Origin of the sequence: Peptacetobacter sp. AB800 (genome assembly GCF_047807365.1) — a bacterium.
In the GTDB taxonomy this organism is placed as follows: domain Bacteria; phylum Bacillota; class Clostridia; order Peptostreptococcales; family Peptostreptococcaceae; genus Peptacetobacter.
In genome coordinates this window covers 1-19,261 of the sequence record NZ_JBLOUI010000031.1, presented here as the reverse complement: position 1 = coordinate 19,261, position 19,261 = coordinate 1, and the positions used below count along the sequence as shown (strand labels likewise).

Annotated in this window: 16 protein-coding genes and 1 rRNA gene; 13 read left to right on the top strand and 4 right to left on the bottom strand. The window is 32.7% G+C overall.

The annotated features are described in order from the left end of the window. Positions 1–102: 102 nt before the first annotated feature. Positions 103–855, bottom strand: a complete 753-nt coding sequence (locus ACK2WN_RS09045; protein ID WP_006441041.1) for a tRNA 2-thiocytidine(32) synthetase TtcA — start codon at positions 853–855, stop codon at positions 103–105. Positions 856–905: 50 nt separating this feature from the next. Continuing rightward, the gene (locus tag ACK2WN_RS09040) at positions 906–1,445 is read right to left on the bottom strand and encodes a shikimate kinase (protein ID WP_416155389.1); all 540 of its coding nucleotides are present in this window, start codon (positions 1,443–1,445) and stop codon (positions 906–908) included. Between the two features lie 383 nt (positions 1,446–1,828). On the opposite strand from ACK2WN_RS09040, the gene ACK2WN_RS09035 reads away from it, so the two are divergent. From ACK2WN_RS09035 to ACK2WN_RS09025, 3 genes are read left to right on the top strand one after another with little or no spacing between them, the layout of a single operon-like run. Next, positions 1,829–2,284, top strand: a complete 456-nt coding sequence (locus ACK2WN_RS09035; protein WP_006441043.1) for an S-ribosylhomocysteine lyase — start codon at positions 1,829–1,831, stop codon at positions 2,282–2,284. A gap of 10 nt (positions 2,285–2,294) precedes the next feature. Beyond that, positions 2,295–3,020: a vitamin B12 dependent-methionine synthase activation domain-containing protein gene (locus ACK2WN_RS09030; protein ID WP_416155388.1), complete on the top strand. Its 726-nt coding sequence runs from the start codon at positions 2,295–2,297 to the stop codon at positions 3,018–3,020. Beyond that, positions 3,010–5,400 (top strand): homocysteine S-methyltransferase family protein, encoded by a 2,391-nt coding sequence (locus tag ACK2WN_RS09025; protein WP_416155387.1) that lies wholly within the window; start codon positions 3,010–3,012, stop codon positions 5,398–5,400. Before ACK2WN_RS09030 ends, ACK2WN_RS09025 begins: the two co-directional genes overlap by 11 nt. 728 nt (positions 5,401–6,128) lie before the next feature. Here the strand turns inward: ACK2WN_RS09025 and ACK2WN_RS09020 are convergent. After that, positions 6,129–7,358, bottom strand: coding sequence for an aminopeptidase (locus ACK2WN_RS09020; RefSeq protein WP_329998839.1), 1,230 nt, complete (start codon positions 7,356–7,358; stop codon positions 6,129–6,131). Between the two features lie 177 nt (positions 7,359–7,535). Between ACK2WN_RS09020 and ACK2WN_RS09015 the strand changes: the two genes are divergently transcribed. From ACK2WN_RS09015 to ACK2WN_RS08980, 8 genes are all read left to right on the top strand, one after another. After that, entirely contained in the window at positions 7,536–8,414 is an 879-nt protein-coding gene (locus ACK2WN_RS09015; protein WP_329998836.1) for a nitroreductase family protein, read from the top strand. Between the two features lie 374 nt (positions 8,415–8,788). Continuing rightward, complete coding sequence (gene pyrF / locus ACK2WN_RS09010; RefSeq protein ID WP_416155386.1) at positions 8,789–9,505, top strand: orotidine-5'-phosphate decarboxylase; 717 nt, start codon at positions 8,789–8,791, stop codon at positions 9,503–9,505. Between the two features lie 14 nt (positions 9,506–9,519). After that, a complete protein-coding gene (gene carA / locus ACK2WN_RS09005) occupies positions 9,520–10,560 on the top strand; it encodes a glutamine-hydrolyzing carbamoyl-phosphate synthase small subunit (protein ID WP_416155385.1) in 1,041 nt (346 codons plus the stop codon). Positions 10,561–10,626: 66 nt separating this feature from the next. Next, complete coding sequence (gene carB / locus ACK2WN_RS09000) at positions 10,627–13,836, top strand: carbamoyl-phosphate synthase large subunit (RefSeq protein ID WP_300530262.1); 3,210 nt, start codon at positions 10,627–10,629, stop codon at positions 13,834–13,836. Positions 13,837–14,024: 188 nt separating this feature from the next. Continuing rightward, complete coding sequence (locus tag ACK2WN_RS08995; RefSeq protein WP_006441051.1) at positions 14,025–14,894, top strand: class I SAM-dependent methyltransferase; 870 nt, start codon at positions 14,025–14,027, stop codon at positions 14,892–14,894. A 3-nt stretch (positions 14,895–14,897) separates the two neighbouring features. Further along, positions 14,898–15,578, top strand: a complete 681-nt coding sequence (locus tag ACK2WN_RS08990) for an RluA family pseudouridine synthase (protein ID WP_199647614.1) — start codon at positions 14,898–14,900, stop codon at positions 15,576–15,578. 22 nt (positions 15,579–15,600) lie between these two features. Beyond that, the gene (locus ACK2WN_RS08985) at positions 15,601–16,308 is read left to right on the top strand and encodes a UPF0489 family protein (RefSeq protein WP_329998823.1); all 708 of its coding nucleotides are present in this window, start codon (positions 15,601–15,603) and stop codon (positions 16,306–16,308) included. A 54-nt stretch (positions 16,309–16,362) separates the two neighbouring features. Next, complete coding sequence (locus tag ACK2WN_RS08980; protein ID WP_416155384.1) at positions 16,363–16,866, top strand: SEC-C metal-binding domain-containing protein; 504 nt, start codon at positions 16,363–16,365, stop codon at positions 16,864–16,866. A gap of 123 nt (positions 16,867–16,989) precedes the next feature. On the opposite strand, the gene ACK2WN_RS08975 is transcribed toward ACK2WN_RS08980, so the two are convergent. Then, complete coding sequence (locus tag ACK2WN_RS08975; protein WP_006441055.1) at positions 16,990–17,850, bottom strand: LysR family transcriptional regulator; 861 nt, start codon at positions 17,848–17,850, stop codon at positions 16,990–16,992. 376 nt (positions 17,851–18,226) lie between these two features. Here ACK2WN_RS08975 and ACK2WN_RS08970 point away from each other — a divergent pair, with 376 nt between their 5' ends. Together ACK2WN_RS08970 and ACK2WN_RS08965 are read left to right on the top strand one after the other, a co-directional pair. Continuing rightward, the gene (locus ACK2WN_RS08970; RefSeq protein WP_300530252.1) at positions 18,227–18,730 is read left to right on the top strand and encodes a GNAT family N-acetyltransferase; all 504 of its coding nucleotides are present in this window, start codon (positions 18,227–18,229) and stop codon (positions 18,728–18,730) included. A 418-nt stretch (positions 18,731–19,148) separates the two neighbouring features. Further along, positions 19,149–19,261, top strand: a 16S ribosomal RNA gene (locus ACK2WN_RS08965); the annotation flags it as partial.

The following is a 19,261-nucleotide window of genomic DNA, read 5'->3' as shown; positions in this document are numbered from 1 at the left end:
AAAAAACTGATATACCGCGACACTTGGAGACGCATAACTTTAAATGTTTTATGATGCGTCGGAACCGTGGAGCGAATAGCAGTTATTCCCTACCCCTTTTATTTATCTACTGAAATGAACATCTTTTAGTTTCTCTTTATCCCATAAGAAGCACTGTTCTGGGTTATTCATTGCTATAAACATATTCTTTTTAAAGTCAGGCATCTCATCCTGAAGTCTAGCTATAAGCTCTTTTATATACTGTCTTTTAGTATTACCATCTGCTGGGCAAGGATTTTTAACTATCTTGAAATCCATCTCTTCAGCAGTTTTCTTGATTAAATACTCCTCAACATACACCATTGGTCTGATAACTGTAAGCCCTGTTCTATCTAGGTATGATTTTGGAGAGAATGTACTCACTCTACCTTCATAGAACATAGACATAAGGAATGTTTCAAGGGCATCGTCTTTATGATGACCAAGTGCGACCTTGTTGCAGCCAAATTTTACTGCATAGTCATTTAATGCACCTCTTCTCATCTTTGCGCAAAGAGAGCATGGATTTTTTTCCTGTCTAACATCGAAAACGACTTCTTTTATATCTGTAGGGATTTCGTGGAATTCTACGTCTAATTCCTTACATAACTCATGAAGTGATGAGTTATCAGCGCCACCCATCTGAAGGCAAATCGCCATTAGTTCAAATTTTTCTGGAGAAAATCTTCTATATGTACTAAGTACGTGAAGAAGTGCCATACTGTCCTTACCACCTGATAATCCAATAGCTATCTTATCTCCATCCTGTATAAGATTAAAGTCCTGAATTGCTTTTCTTGATTTACTTAAAAGATTTTGTAATGTATTTTTTGCCATTATTTCACCGTCCTCTTATTTAAAATTTAATTTATGATTTGTACTAAAAATTATTTACTTTCTATAAATGTTATAGATTTTTCTATACATTCTTTTGCTATCTCATCTACAGTTTTTCCGTCAGTAGATATTGTTATATCAGCTGCATTTGAGTAGAAAGAGTCTCTTTTTTCCATTAAAGATGAGATAAATTCAGTATTCATATGTCCGTTTAGAATAGGTCTTTCTTTTGAATTCTTTACTCTCTGAAGTACTGTATTTGGAGTAGCTGTCAATCTGATTATTATACCACTTTCCTTTAATTCTAAAACATTTTTTTTTCTAATAACAGCTCCACCACCGCAAGATATAATAACCCCACGTTTTTTAGAAATTTCTGCAACTGCTTCAGACTCTAAATCTCTGAAGTAGTTTTCTCCAAATTTATCAAAAATAGAAGGAATATCCATATTAGCTTTTTCTACTATATATTGATCAGTTTCTATAACTTCTCTATTTAAAAGATTTGCAATATAGGCAGATACAGTAGTTTTGCCGACACCCATAAATCCTGTAAATACTATGTTGCATTTTTCTAATTTTTTTCTCATTTAAATTCACTATCCTTATCATTTTCTATTTGAACATCTAAAATAAATATCAAAATTTTTATATAGCTAGTTAAATATACCATAGAATCGAAGTTAATTAAATATAATTTATTCAAATTTGAAATATAAGTGATAAATACAATGATATACAAAATAGAAATGTAACTTGCTTTACATTTTAGTGGATATAATATATAATAAAAATCAGTTTAATAAACTTATCAAGAATCGGGGCAGAGGGTCAGCTCGTATCCCGATACCAACCTAAATTTAAAGGTGGTCCTGCTGACATCGATAAGATAGAATGAAAAGATTGCTCTTCTTGTCGATTTGATGAGAAGAGCTTTTTAATTGTAAGATAAATTTTTTAGGAGGATTAGGAAATGGAAAAAGTAGAAAGCTTCAAACTAGATCACACAAAAGTTAAAGCACCTTATGTTAGAAAATGTTGCGTATTAGATGGCAAAAACGGAGACAAAGTTACAAAATTTGATTTAAGATTTTTACAGCCTAACGTAGAAGCATTTGGTACAGCTGCACTTCATGGATTAGAACATCTTTTAGCTACATATTTAAGAGAAACTATGGACGATATAATAGACTTATCTCCAATGGGATGCAGAACTGGTTATTATCTAATAATGTGGGGAGATGTTGAACCTGCATACGTTAAAGAAGGGTTAGAAAAAGCTCTTGAAATGGTACTAACTACAGATGAAATACCAGCTGCAACAGCAGTAGAATGTGGAAACTACAGAGATTTATCTCTATTTGGTGCAAAAGAATATGCTAAAAAAGCTTTAGATGAAGGATTCTCTTTAAACATATACGGAGAATAGGATTAAGCTATTGAGCATTGTAAAGAATTTAAAAAATACGGAGATATCTATTGAAAAAGCCGAAGTTCTTAGATATCTCCGGTATAAAGGCCAAGAGATAGAGAGTAGTTTTTCAGAGAAGATAGATTTAGCAATTGAGCAAACTAGATCCATAATAACTCCTAGAGCGGTATACGAAAGATATCCGCTTAAATTTTTTGAAGATAGAATTGAAGTAGAGGGAACAAATTTAGTTTTAAAAAGTAAAGATATTTCAAAGCTTCTTAGAGGTTGCGATGAATGCATTTTATTTGCAGCTACTATTGGAACAAAGGTAGAAATGGAAACTAGAAAGGCTGAATATGTAGACCTTACAAAAAGTATAATAATGGATTCTGCTGCTACAACATTTGTAGAGCGGACTTGTGATTATGTTCAGGAAATAATTGAAAAAGAAGTTGAAAAATCTGGGAAATATATAACTATGAGATATAGTCCAGGATATGGTGACTTACCACTAGAGTGTGGCAAAGAAATTCTGAATATTCTGCAGTCTCAGAATAAAATAGGACTCACTACAAGCAGTAGCGGACTTATGATACCAAGAAAGTCAGTTAGTGCAATTATTGGAATATATGATTTAAGTAAAGACAAAGATAATAAAGTTAAAAAAGGTAAAAAAAGTTGTTTAGAGTGCCCAAACTACAACAGCTGTATATACAGAAGGGAAAACGGGGGAGCTTGCTATGGAAATTAGAGATTATTTAAAAAAAGGAAAAGTTTTAATGTTTGATGGAGCAATGGGAACTATGCTTCAGAGAAATGGACTAAAAATGGGAGAAAATCCTGAGATTTTTGCGTATAAAAATCCAGATATTTTAAGAGATATACATAGACAGTATTTAGATGCTGGGACGAACACAGTTCTTACTTGTACTTTTGGATGTAATGAATTAAAGCTTCCAGAAGGATATACTGTTGAGATGATAATAGATAACGCTGTTAAAACAGCAAGAGAGGCAATAGAAGAGTCTAGTTCAGATAAGGAAAAGTTTGTAGCATTGGATATTGGTCCAATAGGTGAGATGCTTGAGCCAATGGGAACTTTGAGCTTTGATAGAGCATATGAGATTTTTAAAAGAGAGGTTGTACGGGGTGTAAAAGCTGGAGTAGATGTTATAGTAATTGAAACAATGATGGATTTACTTGAGATAAAAGCTGCTGTCCTTGCAGCTAAGGAAAATTCTGATTTACCAGTTTTTGCAACTATGACTTTTGATGAAGATGGAAGAAGTTTTACAGGATGTCTTCCAGAAAGTATGGTCTATACTATAGGTGGTCTTGGAGTAGACGCAATAGGTGTAAACTGTTCACTTGGTCCTGTGCAGCTACTTCCAATAGTTGAGAAGATTTGTAGTGTCGCACAAATTCCTGTTATGGTACAGGCAAATGCGGGACTTCCTTCAATGCATGACGGACAGGCTACTTATGATATAGGTCCTGATGAGTATTGGGAAGGCGTTAAGAAATTTATCGAGGCTGGAGCTAGTGTAATAGGTGGATGTTGTGGTACAGATCCTTCATATATAAAGAAGATTTCTGATAATCTATCTAGTGTAGAAATTGGAGATAAAAATAATGAATATGTAAGTGCAGTTTGTTCTCCGTCTAAGGTTGTGAGAATTGATGAGCCTAGAGTTGTTGGTGAGAGAATAAATCCAACTGGGAGAAAAGCATTTAAAGAAGCTTTAAAATCAGGAAATACGGATTATGCAGTTAGACTTGCTATAGAGCAGGTAAATGGCGGTGCAGATATTTTAGAGATAAATACTGGACTTCCTGGAATAGATGAAAGAAAAGCTATGGTAGATATTTTAAAAGAGGTGCAGTCTGTTACAGATACACCAGTTCAGATAGATTCATCTGTTGTTGAGTCTTTAGAGGCTGGGCTTAGATATTGCAACGGTAGAACAATAGTAAACTCAGTAAATGGAAAAGATGAGTCACTAGAAGCTATTCTTCCTCTAGTAAAAAAATACGGAGCTTGTGTGGTAGGTCTTACTCTTGATGAGAGAGGTATCCCTGAAAAAGCCGAGGAAAGAGTAGAGATTGCTAAGAAGATTATAAAAAGAGCCGAGGAGTTTGGAATTAGAAGAGAGGATATCTACATAGATTGTCTATCTCTTACAGTTTCAGCTCAGCAAGAAGCAGCGTATGAAACTTTAAAAGCTATGAAAGAAGTTAAAAAACTAGGAGTGCATACAACTCTTGGGGTGTCTAATATTTCTTTTGGACTTCCAAATAGACAGGCAGTAAACTCTGCATTTTTAACTTTAGCTTTAGATGCTGGTCTTGATTTAGCTATTATAAATCCTAATAATGAAAGAATGATGGAAGCGATAACTTCATACAAGGTTATTAGAAATATAGACAAGGGATGTACTGAGTTTGTTGAAAGATACAGCGACGTAGATAATAAAAAAGATGTAAAATCATCTACTAGTTCTTCAGAGATGTCATTATTTGATCTTGTTGAAAAGGGAATTAAAGATGAGGCTAAAAGCAAAACTGTAGAGATGTTAAATGATACTGATGAGAATTATATTTTAGATGAGATATTAATTCCTGCACTTGATGTTGTTGGGAAAAAATTTGAAAAAGGGGAAATATTCCTTCCACAGATGATTCAATCTGCAGAAGCCGTTAAAGCTTCACTTACTGTTATTAAAGAGAATTTAATAAGTAAAAATGGGGATAAAAAAGAAGATGTATCAAAAGGAAAGATTATCCTAGCTACTGTAGAAGGTGATATCCACGATATAGGTAAAAATATTGTAAAAATAATGCTTGAAAACTACGGATATGAAATTATCGACTTAGGAAGAGATGTTCCTGTGGATAAAGTTGTGGAAAAAGCTGTTGAAGAAAATATAAAACTTGTAGGACTTAGTGCACTTATGACTACAACTGTAAAAAGTATGGAAGAAACTATAAAAGCGCTGAAAGAAAAAATGCCTAATGTTAAGATTTTTGTCGGTGGTGCAGTACTTACAGAGGACTATGCATCTGAAATAGAAGCCGATTTTTATGCAAAAGATGCTAAGTCTGCAGTCGAAATAGCAAAAATTATATTATAAAATTAAAAAAACTGTTTAAAAATCTTCGGATTTAGTGTATACTAAGATGTATATTTTGTATATAATATAACCAAGAGAAAAGTCCAATTATCCAAAGTAGCGAGTGGATATTTGTGATTTAGATGGAAATATTTTATCAATTTATCGTCAACAATAAAAAACACCGTATGGGATTAGCGAAACCATACGGTGTTTTTTATTTATGCTCTTAATTTAAGCAGAAAATTGCTAAATAGTGTTCAACTCTCCAGGCTTCAGCGACTCGTACTTTTATGTAACACATTTAAATGCTACGAGTCGCTTGCAGATTGTCGGTGTTGTCCCACTATTTAGCAATTTTCTAATTAAATTATATCTATAAATTGCAAAACACTACAGGGATAGTTATCCACTTATCCACATAATTAACAGAGATAAATATCCACAAAACAGAAATATTTTCTAGAATAGAAGATATTTTTAATTTTTATCTTAAAGATATAAACAAAATGTGTATCAACTTGTAGAAAAGTGGATAACTTTTCCGCATTTTATCAACATTTTAGGATAATCAAGGGTTATAATTTTAAAAATGTGGAAATAAAAAGGAAGTGCAAATCACTCCCGACAATCTACAGACGCCTCACATCTTATAAATGTGTTATATAAAAGTGTGAGGCGTCGAAGCCTGGAGGACTGATGCACTTCCTTTTATTTTTGCTATTTTATAAATTATAAACCTTGATTAACTAAAATGCCCAGTTTCCATTTTTGAATATGGCAATTTCTTTTCCATCTTTAGTTATTCCAGTTATGTCCATATCTGCAGATCCAACCATAAAATCTACATGAGTTAAACTATCATTAACTCCTATTTTATCTAATTCTTCTTCTTTTAAGTCATTTCCATTTTCTATGCAGCTTCTGTAAGCAGAACCGATAGCTAAATGACAAGATGCATTTTCATCAAATAGAGTAGTATAGAATACAGTATTTGTGTTTGATATTGGTGAATTATAAGGAACTAGTGCGACTTCTCCTATGTAGTGAGAACCTTCATCAGTTTCTATTAGATTTTTAAGAGTTTCGTATCCTTTTTCAGCTGTGAAATCTACTATTTTTCCATTTTCAAATGTTATTGTGAAATCATCTATTACATTGCCACCAAATACTAATGGTTTTGTACTAGCTACAGTACCATTTACTCCAAATTTATGAGGCATTCCGTATATTTCTTCTGTTGGTATATTTGGTACGAAAGATACACCGTTTGGATCTTTTGCATCTCCACTTAACCAAATATGTCCTTCTGGTAAATCTATTGAAAGATTTGTTTTAGCTGATGAGTATTTTAATGTTTTGAAATCTGATTCGTTTAAGAAGTCAGTTCTCTTTTTAAGGTTTGCTATATGTTCATTCCAAGCGTCTACAGGAGATTCTAAATCTGCTCTAGTGCACTGGAAGATTCCTTCCCATAGTTTTTCTACTGCTTCTTCTTCAGAGCAATTTGGGTATACTTTTTTAGCCCAGTTTACAGAAGGACAAGCAACTATGCTCCATTTACATCTATCTGTTAATGTATAAGATCTCCATTCTTTAAGAGCTTTTCCAGAAGCTTTCTGGAAGTTTGCTATTCTCTGAGGATCTACACCTTTAAGAAGGTCTGGGTCCTGAGCTACTACTGTTAAGAAAGAGCCACCTTCTTTTGCTATCTGAGTATATTTATCTGCCTGCCACTGAGGATATTCATTAAATGATTCGTCAGGAGCCATGTTATATGTTAGTTTAGAGCATTCGTCGTCGCTCCATTCTACATATACGTGTTTTGCACCACATTCATATGCATATTTGACAGCTTTTCTTACGAAATCGGCGCAATCTATAGGTGAGCGAACTAAAAGAGTTTCTCCAGGCTGAACATTCATTCCAACTTTTATAGATAGTTCAGCGTATTTGTCTAAATTTCTTTCAAAATTCATTTCTTTATACCTCCAACCAATTTATTTTTGTATATTTTTATTATATCATTCTGAAAATTTAAGTGATATATAAAAGAGTTATTCTTCTGCTGTGCTATATACAAAATTACGAAAAATAATTATAATGTATATGATAGAATAATTAGTTTTTTTGATTTTTTCGGGAGGATTTTTAATATGGAATTATGTGAAGCCATTTATTATAGAAAAACAACTGAGTTCTTTTCAAATAAGAAACTCAAAGATCATTTGATAGAAGACGTTAAAAGAGCGTGCGATAATATAACATATATAGACGAAGATTTAAATATTCAAGCTCATGTTATAGATAAGGGACATCTTATCCACTTCCTTATGGGAAAGGAATGTAAGATAAAGGCACCTCATTATATAGTTGTCACATCTGATGGAGGTAAGGACCATCTTCAGAATGTTGGATACGCTATGGAAGAGGTAGTACTATTTATGACTAGCCTTGGTATAGCTACTTGTTGGATAGACTCTCACCTTACAAAAGCAGATATTTTAGACTGCTTAAAGACAGAAGAAGACGAGAGAGATTTTGTTAGAGATGAAGGTTTTGAAGTAGCTGAGATGATAAAAAATGCAGAATTAGATGAAAGTATAGGAGATCCATGTATAATAATTGCATTTGGTATGCCTATAAAATCTGAGCCTTTATTTAGAACTAGATTTGCGATACCAGATAGAAAAGATATTTCTAAGATATCTAAAGGTATGAAAGGCGAATGGGAAGATGTTATGGAGCTTGTAAGACGTGCGCCATCTGTCAAGAATACGCAGCCTTGGTATGTACTGAGAGATAAAAAAGGAATTCATTTCTTTGAAAAAGTTCCTAAAAAGGCAGTTCTTAGAGATATGAGCAAGATTAGTATGGGAATTGCTCTAAAGCATTTTGATTTAGCTTGTAGAGAAAGAGGGATGACTGTTGTCTACAAGGATATGAATTTAAGAAATAGAATTGGTGGAAGAGAGTATTTTATATCAGCTGAACCAAGAAACTATGTTGCCGATGATTTAGAAGATGAAGAGTAAAATTAGAATTTTTATAGGAATAATTACCATAAATAACATAATAATATCCAAATTAGTTGGAAAACGATGTATAATATAAGAGTAATGTACTTTTCATAAAAAACAAAAACCTTAATTGAAGAAGAGGATTAATAAGTTATTGACATATAAACTCTTAAATGGTTATAATGGTATAAATACTAAAATAATTAAATTAGAAGAAATAAAAATATTTATGATAAAGTCTTTTAAGCTAGTCCAGAGAGACTGGGAAAGATATCTCATAGCGTTTTTTGTTATGGAAAGATAAAATCCTTATGCCTCTTTTTGTGGTGTAAGGATTTTTTGTGTATTACGAGGCTTTGTTAAAACTAATGAAGAGGAGAATAATAGATATGGTTAATGGAAAAGAAAAACTGATAGTGGCTATTGACACTGACAATTTCGAAAAAGCAAAAGAAATGATAGACAAATTAGAAGATAGTGTTGATATATTCAAAGTTGGTCTAGAACAGTACGTTGCTACAAGAGGTAAAACTCTTGATTACTTAAAAGAAAAAGGGAAAAAAATATTCCTAGATTTAAAATTCCACGATATACCAAATACTATGAAAAGTGCGGTAAAAGCAGCAGTTAGAGATAATGTTTGGCTAATGACAATACACGTTTCTGACATGGAAGGAATGAGACAGTGTGCAGAAATAGCTAAAGAAGAAGCTACAAGACTTAACATAGAAAAACCATTAATAGTAGGTGTTACGGTACTTACATCATTAAGCAACGAAGACCTTGAAGATATAGGATGCAGTATGACTGCTGAAGAATTAGTTATAAAGAGAGCAAAATTAGCTCAGAAGGCTGGAATAGACGGTGTTGTTTGTTCAGCTAGAGAAGTAGATAAGATAGTTGAAATATGTGGAGATGATTTTGTTACAGTTTGCCCTGGTATAAGACCTGCAACAGCAGAAGTAGGGGATCAGAAAAGAGTAGTAACTCCTTCAGATGCAATAAGAAGAGGAGCTAAATATATAGTTGTAGGTAGACCTATAACACAGGCTGAAAATCCTAAAGAAGCAGCTGAAAGTATAGTAAGAGAAATAGAAAATGCGTAGGGGGTAAATCCAATATGAAATGCAAATTAATATTAGAAAACGGAACAGTTTTTGAAGGAAAGGCTTTTGGATACGAAAAAGAAACTGTAGGAGAGGTAGTATTCAATACTTCAATGGCAGGGTATGAAGAACTTCTTACTGACCCAACATACAGAGGACAGTTTATAGTTATGACATATCCACTAGTAGGAAACTATGGAATAAACTTAGAGGATGTAGAGTCAAATGGAGTGCATGCAAAAGCACTTATAGTTAGAAATAAATGCGATAGTCCTAACAACTTCAGATGTGAAATGGACTTAGATATGTACATGAAACAGAATAAAATAGTAGGTATAGAAGGTATAGATACTAGAGCACTTACTAAAATGATAACAGCTAATGGAACAATGAAAGCTGTGATAGCTTACGAAGATAAAGACGAAGCAGAATTAAAAGAAAAATTCGCTTCTTACTGCAATAAAGATGCAGTTAAAGAAGTAACTTGCAAAGATGTTAAAAAAATAGATGGAACAGGAAGAAGAGTAGCTGTATTAGATTTAGGTGTTAAAAATAGTGTTATAGAAGCGCTTAAAGCATACGGATGTGATATAACAATATTCCCAGCTACTACTCCAGCTGAAAAAATACTTAGCGTAAATCCAGACGTTGTATTATTATCAAATGGACCTGGAAATCCAGAAGATGCTGATTTTGCAATAGAAGCAGCTAAAAAAGTAGCAGGTGTTAAGCCACTTGTAGGTATAGGCCTAGGACATCAGGTTATAGCTTTAGCTCTTGGTGGAAAAATAGGTAAATTACCATTTGGACACAGAGGAGCAAGTGTTCCAGTTAAGAATATGGAAACAGGTAGAGTATTAATAACTACTCAGCACCACGGATTCAATATAACTGAAATGCCTGAAAACACAGAAGTAACTTATACAAGTCTTAACGATGGATCTATAGAAGGTTTAAAACATAAAGAACTTCCTATAATGAGTGTACAGTTTATACCAGCATTCACATCAACAGACGACAAAGAATGCGTATATGGTAAATTCCTTGCATTATAATAGATAAAATTATAATAGAAACGATATAGATTAAGAAAAATAAAACGGATTAAAGGAGAGAATGTTATGCCTAAAATAGACAGTATAAAGAAAACATTAGTACTTGGGTCAGGACCTATAATAATAGGACAGGCTGCAGAGTTCGACTATTCTGGAACTCAGGCTTGTCAGGCTTTAAAAGAAGAAGGGATAGAAGTTGTATTAATAAACTCTAACCCAGCTACAATAATGACAGATAAAGAAATAGCAGACAAAATATATATAGAACCACTTACTTTAGAATTCATAGAAAAAATAATAGAAAAAGAAAGACCAGACAGTTTACTTGCAGGAATGGGTGGACAGACAGGACTTAACTTAGCTGTTGAATTATACGAAAGTGGAATACTTGATAAATACGGAGTTAAAGTAATAGGTACTTCTGTTGAATCTATCAAAAAAGGTGAAGATAGAGATATATTCAGAGAAGTAATGAAAGAAATAAATCAGCCAGTTATAGAAAGTGATATAGTAACTACTCTTGAAGATGGTTTAGCTTATGCAAATAAAATAGGTTACCCATTAGTAGTTAGACCAGCTTATACACTAGGAGGAACTGGTGGTGGTATAGCTGAAAACGAAGAAGAATTAAAAGAAATATTAGTTCACGGTTTACAGCTAAGCCCAGTTAGCCAGGTACTTTTAGAAAAAAGTATAAAAGGTTGGAAAGAAATAGAATACGAAGTAATGAGAGATAGCATAGGAAACAGCATAGTTATATGTAATATGGAAAATGTTGACCCTGTTGGTGTTCATACAGGAGACAGTATAGTTGTTGCTCCAACTCAGACATTAAGTGCTAAAGAATGTGCAATGCTTAAAAAAGCATCTCTTGATATATTAAATGCAGTAGAAGTTCAGGGAGGATGTAACGTACAGTTCGCACTTAACCCAGATAGCTTCGAATACGCTGTTATAGAAATAAACCCAAGGGTTTCAAGATCATCAGCACTAGCTTCAAAAGCAACTGGTTATCCAATAGCAAAAGTTTCTGCTAAGATAGCTCTTGGATATACATTAGATGAAATAGAAAATGCAGTAACTAAAAAGACTAAAGCTTGTTTCGAACCAAGTGTAGACTATGTAGTTGCTAAAATACCAAAATGGCCTTTCGATAAATTTAAAAAAGCTGATAAGAGATTAGGAACTAAGATGATGGCTACTGGAGAAATAATGAGTATAGGAAGCAACTTTGAAGCAGCTATACTTAAAGGTATAAGATCTCTAGAAATAGGAAAATATTCATTAGTTCATGCACCATCAGAACAGAGATCTCTAGAAGAATTAAAAGCTAGAGTAGTTGTTCCAGATGATGAAAGATTATTCGACATAGCTGAAATGATAAGAAGAGGCTACAAAGTTGAAATGATAGAACAGATAACTAAGATGGATAAATGGTTCTTAGATAGATTCAAATGGATAGTTGAACAGGAAGAAAAATTAAAAGGTATGAAAATAGAAGACCTTACTAAAGAATATCTTCTTGAATTAAAGAAAAAAGGATTCTCTGATAAAGGTATATCTGACTTAATGAAAATAAACCCAGAACAATTATACGAATTGAGAATGCTTTACAATATAAAACCAGCTTACAAAATGGTTGATACATGTGCTGGAGAAGTAGATGCATTATCTCCATACTACTACTCAACTTATGAAGAATACGATGAAGCAACAGTAAGCGATAAGAAAAAAGTTATAGTTCTTGGATCTGGTCCAATAAGAATAGGACAGGGTATAGAATTCGACTACTGCTCAGTTCACTGTGTTAAATCATTAAGAAAACAGGGAATAGAAACAATAATAATAAACAACAACCCTGAAACTGTATCAACAGACTTCGATACTTCTGATAAATTATACTTCGAACCATTAACAGAAGAAGAAGTTCTTAACATAATAGAAAAAGAAAATCCAGATGGAGTTATACTTCAGTTCGGTGGACAGACTGCTATAAAACTAGCTAAATTCCTTCACGAAAAACATATACCAATATTAGGTACTGATTTCGAAGATATAGATGCAGCTGAAGATAGAGAAAAATTCGATGAATTACTAGAAAGATTAGACATAAATAGACCAAAAGGTAGAGGTGTATGGACTGTTGAAGAAGGTCTTGAAGTTGCTCACAACTTAGGATTCCCAGTACTTGTTAGACCATCATACGTACTTGGTGGACAGGGTATGGAAATAACTTACGATGAAGCTAGATTAGTTCAGTACTTAGAAGCAGCATTCGAAAGAGATAGCAAAAACCCAGTTCTTATAGATAAATACTTAACTGGTAGAGAAATAGAAGTTGACGCTATATGCGATAAAGAAGATATATTAATACCTGGTATAATGGAACACCTTGAAAGAGCAGGGGTTCACTCAGGAGACAGTATAACAATGTACCCAAGCCAGAATATATCTGACAGAATAAAAGAAAAAATATTAGACTACACTAAAAAAATAGCTTTAGACCTAAATGTTATAGGTATGGTTAACATCCAGTTCATAGAATTCCAGAATGAATTATACATAATAGAAGTTAACCCAAGAGCAAGTAGAACTGTACCATATATATCAAAAGTTTCAGGTGTGCCAATAGTAGACCTTGCAACTAAATGTATGTTAGGTGCTAAATTAAAAGATCTTGGATACGGAACAGGAGTATACAAAACTCCAGATATAGTTTCTGTTAAAGTACCAGTATTCTCAATGGCAAAACTTGCTCAGGTTGAAGTATCACTAGGGCCTGAAATGAAATCAACAGGGGAAGTTCTTGGAGTAGGTGCTAACTTAGAAGAAGCATTATACAAAGGATTCCTTGCAGCTGGTAAAGGTATAGCTGATGAAAGAGGTTGCGTACTTGCTACAATAAACAACCACGATAAAGAAGAGTTCATAGAAATAGCTAAAGATATGAAAGAACTTGGATATACTTTCATGGCTACAGAAGGAACAGCTAAAGCATTAAGAGAAAACGGAATAGAAGTTGAAACTGTAAATAGAGTAGAAGAAGCTAGACCAAATATACTTGACGCGATAAGAAATAAACAGGTAGATATGGTTATAAATACTCCTACAAAAGGTAACGACTCTAATAGAGATGGATTCAAGATAAGAAGAACTGCTATAGAATTCTCTACAGAAGTTATGACTTCTCTTGATACATTAAAAGCAATGGTAGACGTTAAGAAACAGCATATAGATAAAGATACGCTAAAAGTTTATAACATATCAGAAATATAATTTAAAACAATTGAGATAAAAAGAGCTAATCATTTCGGTTAGCTCTTTTTTATTTATATGTAATTGGCGAGATAAAGTAGTGCAAATGGTTGTATGTGTATGATATAATTAATAATTAGGTTAAAAAATGAGATGGAAAATATTTTAAGAAATATAAATTTAATTAGATAAGAGAGAAGGAGGAAAAGATGTTAATTTTAGCAGATAGTTGGAAAGATTATGAGCTTATAGACATGGGTAACGGAGAGAAGCTAGAGAGATGGGGAGATATCGTCCTTAGAAGACCAGACCCACAGGTTGTTTGGCCAATGGAAAAAGAATGGTCATTATGGAAAAATCCACACGGACACTACCACAGAAGTAATAGAGGTGGAGGTTCTTGGGAGCAGAAGAAAAAATATCCAGAAAGTTGGACAATAAATTACAAGAATTTAAAATTCAATATAAGACCTACAGGATTTAAACACACAGGTCTTTTCCCAGAACAGGCAGCAAACTGGGATTGGATGATAGATAAAATAAAGAAAGCAAAAAGACCTATAAAGGTTTTAAATTTATTTGCATATACTGGTGGAGCAACTGTTGCTTGTGCTTCAGCTGGGGCAGAAGTTTGCCACGTTGATGCAGCAAAAGGTATGGTAAACTGGGCAAAAGATAATATAGCATTATCTGGACTTCAGAATCAGACAGTAAGATTTATAGTAGATGATGTTGTTAAATTCGTTGAAAGAGAAATAAGAAGAGGAAGAAAATACGATGCTATAATAATGGACCCACCTTCATACGGAAGAGGACCAAAAGGTGAAGTATGGAAAATAGAAGATAAATTATACGATTTCGTTGAATTATGTATGGGTGTATTATCTGATGATCCATTATTCTTCTTAATAAACTCTTATACTACAGGATTTTCTCCAATAGTACTTGAAAACGTACTTTCTACTACTATAGGAAAGAAAGTAAAAGGTGGACAGATATACGGTGGAGAAGTTGGAATACCAGCATCTAGAGATGGTAAAATACTTCCTTGTGGTATATTTGGTAGATGGGAGAGATAGTCTTTGTCTAGTGTAAATATAAATGTACTTTATGAAGATAATCATCTTTTAGTAGTTGAAAAGCCTGTAAATATTCTTTCTCAGGGCGATAATACAAATGATAAGGATATGGTTAATCTATTAAAGGCATATCTTAAAGAAAAGTATAATAAGCCGGGGAATGTTTATTTAGGGTTAGTTCATAGACTTGATAGACCTGTTGGAGGAGCGATGGTATTTGCCAAGACTTCTAAGGCAGCATCAAGACTTTCTGAGCAGGTTAGAAATAAGACGTTTAAAAAGACTTATAGAGCTGTTATCAATGGAAAGATGAGAAAACAGAGTGATACTTTAAAAGATTATCTTTATAAGAATAAGAAAACTAATATGGTCAGTGTGGTTTCTGAAAGCCATAAGGATTCTAAGTACGCTGAGCTTAGCTACGAAACTCTAGCATTTAAGGATAAGATGAGTCTAGTTCAGATAGATTTAAAGACTGGTAGACCACATCAGATTAGAGTTCAGTTTGCTTCAAGAAACAATCCTCTTGTTGGTGATCAGAGATATGGTAAAAATAGCAAGGTAGGTCAGCAGATAGCGCTTTGGTCTTATAAGATTGAGATAGTTCATCCTGTTACTAAAGAGAAGATGGAGTTTGTCTGTGAGCCACCAAAAGAATATCCATGGAATGTTTTTGATAAGTAGTTCGAAAGGATGATTGGATAGTATGGAAAGATATAATGGATTTTTTATAGAAAAACCAGTTGGAAATAATATTTTTTCCTTTGAAGAAAGGGAGAATAAGAAGATTTTTGTACCAAAGCTTATAAAAGGAGATTTGGATGATGTAAGGGAAGGTACAGAGATTGTTTTTAATGAGATAGATGAGGATACAGAGTTTAAGGCTTATGGTATAGAAAATATGGTTAGAATGGACACTGAAGATGGAAAGAGAGTGTATATTTTCGACAATCATAACCATTCGTTTTACTTCTGGATGAAGTGCCTTAAGGAAGGTCTTTTTAATAGAGGGTGTACTTTAGTGCATGTGGATCAGCACAAGGATACTAGAGTTCCGCCTAATTATGATGTAGATGTAGACGATTTAGACGATGTATTTAGATATACAAATGAAGTGCTTAATGTGGGAAGTTTTATTAAGCCTGCAATGGAGCATGGAATTTTTTCAGAGCTTATAATAATGGACAGTTCTTATAGTTTGAAGGAAGAGGTAGTAGGAGAGTATGTGTTAGATATAGATTTAGATATATTCTCAAGGGATATGGATTATATACCTTTTTCTGATAGGTTTGATAGGATACAGGAGCTTATTAAAGGAGCTAATGTTATTACAATAGCCACAAGTCCGTACTTTATTGAACAAGATAAAGCGATAAAAGTATTAAAAGAACTGTTCAATTATGATATAATATAGTAGATTTGAATGAAAGTCTTTTATAAGACGAGATTATTTTAGGAGGAAATTACAATGAGTTTATATGATGCATGGAAAAAACTTAGTGAAACTCACGAAAACCAGGAAGCTGAAATAGAATTCTGGAAAGATTATTTAAACGTTGAGAGAGACATATACAGAAAAATATTAGAAGAAAAAACTGAAACTGTAGAAGGAAAAGTTGCTGATTTAGCAACTAAATATGAAACATCTCCAGAGTACTTCATGGGATTCATAGATGGAATAAGCGAAAGTTTAAAAGAAGATCTAGACCTAGATGCTATAGAAGTTGATGGAGAAGTATCTATAAAAATAGACTGGGAAAAATTATTCTACAATATGTGTGCTGTTGAAGCTGAATGGTTATACACTTTACCTGAATGGGATGGTATACTTTCTGCTGAAACAAGAAAAGAATTACACAAAAAATACAAAAAAAGCAAAACTATAGTTAAAGAACACAAAGTTGGAAGAAATGATCCATGTCCATGTGGAAGTGGTAAAAAATACAAAAAATGCTGTGGTAAAAATGCTTAGTATTTAGAGATAGTAAAAAAGCCTCGATTTTTAATCGTGGCTTTTTTTATGAAAAATTTTTATTATAAATATAGGATTATGGGAATGCGTATCCAAGGTTGTATTTTATAAAAGAAAGTGTCTTTAAAGTGTATTTACAAATTCATGAACTAATGGGTTGAGATTGTTCTTTTTGTAAAAAATTCCATGTATTGCTTTTGAACTAATGTTCTTAATTTCTTTTATTATGTAGTCAGATTCGTGGAAGAAGTCCATTTCTGATTGTGTGGTAAATATTATATCTCTATTTAGAAAACCAGAGAAGTGAAGAAGTTCTACATCTGTTTCTATTTTTAGTTTTTCATAAGGTATAGATACAAAGCTTCTTATGTGGTTTTCGTATGTATCTAAGATGTGCATGTTTCTATCCGCATTTAAAAGGTCTCTGGTAGATATATATTCTTTATCAGCTAGATTAGACTCTGGTGGTACTGCAAGTAGTAAAGAGTCTTCTGACAAAGGTTTAAAGTATATATCATCGTATGCGAATTCATCTGGGCAGCAGTAAGATATGATTATGTCACATTCTCCAGAATATATAGATTCAAAACAACTAGTGTTATGGCATCTTTTGAATATTAATTCTATTTCTGGGAAATTTTGTTTGAATTCTTTTAAGATAGGTACCATAGGAATTGTAGCGCTAAATCCATATAGACCTATTATTATTTTTTTGTTTATATAGTTAGAGAAATCTCTCGCTTTTTCTACAGCTTTGTCATATTTATCTAGGATTTTAACAACGTCGTTATAAAAGACCTCGCCCTGTGGTGTTAGAGAGATATTTTTTTTGTCTCTTACAAAGACATCAAACCCAAGTTCAGATTCTAAACTTTTTATGCTATGACTTATAGCAGGTTGAGCTACAAGGCATTCACTTGCAGCTTTTGTAAAACTTTTTTGTCTAGCAGCGCTTTCAAAATAATATAATTTTTCTATTTTCATTAGTTCTCACCTTTTCTATCACTTTATTACGAAAATATTTTAACATATGTAGATAAAATAATTTTATAGATAATAACTATACCCCCGTATAGTATAATCTATACTGTTGGAATTGCAATGTGTCTGAGATTATAAAATAAGAAAAATTTATGAAATAATAAAAGCAGTAAATTAGATTATAAAATAAATTTATAATTATGGGTGAGTATGGAAGTGTACTGTATAATATTTTTATTTATTTTAGAAAAATTAAATGCAATTTATAGAAAAATTTTGATATAATTTATTTTAATATTATTTTTGATAGTAAAGACTAATTTTATTTATATTTAGTTAGAAGAAAAAGTTATTTTTTGAGGGGAGATTAAAGAGGATTATGGAATTTAGAAAATCTAAAGTTGAAGATATACCAGAAATAATGAGAATTATAAAAGAAGCGCAGGAGTATTTTAAGAGTAAGGGTATAGATCAGTGGCAGGACGGTTATCCTAATGAAGATAATTTAAAAGGGGATATTTCTGCGGATGAGAGTTATGTTATGTTAATAGACGGTGAGATAGTTGGTACAGCAGCAATTTCTTTTAGAGGAGAAAGTACATATGATAAAATTTATGAAGGAGAATGGTTAAGCGATAGAAAATATGGTGTTGTACATAGAGTTGCTGTTAGCAATGAATTTAAAGGACAGGGACTTTCTCATAAGATAATGAAATTTTCTGAGGATAAATGCAAAGAATTAGGATATAGTAGTATAAAAATAGATACTCATGAGGAGAATTTCGTGATGAGAGGATTATTAGAAAAAAATGGTTTTGAGTATTGTGGGATAATTCTTCTTGAAGATGGAGCAGAAAGAGTAGCGTATGAGAAACTTTTCTAGAAAAATAAAGTAATGATTTTTTAAAAATAATAATTATATTTTTTATTTGATAGTGTTGAAAATACTAGCATTCTTATGTTGTTTAGTTGTTGTTTAGAATAGCATTCCACAAAATTAAAATAAAAAATAGAAAAAAATTAAAAAAAGTGTTGACGTAAAATGCCAAAGATGATAATATAATACTTGTCCTTGAGAGAGGGCAAGAAAATAAAAAACAAAACGAAAGTTTTAAATGAACTTTGAAAACTGAACAGCAGATATATTTAGTTCGAACAAATAGTTCGAACGCCATACAAACCATGCCAGATATTTTGAGATAACATCTGAGCGGATTTTAAACAAAGCGAAAATTTGATCAACGGAGTTTTGAGCATTAGCGAGAAATTCGTTGGCGATATGATTTCGCAGAAATTATTTTATTTTTGAGAGTTTGATCCTGGCTCAGGATGAACGCTGGCGGCGTGCCTAACACATGCAAGTCGAGCGATCTCTTCGGAGAGAGCGGCGGACGGGTGAGTAACGCGTGGGTAA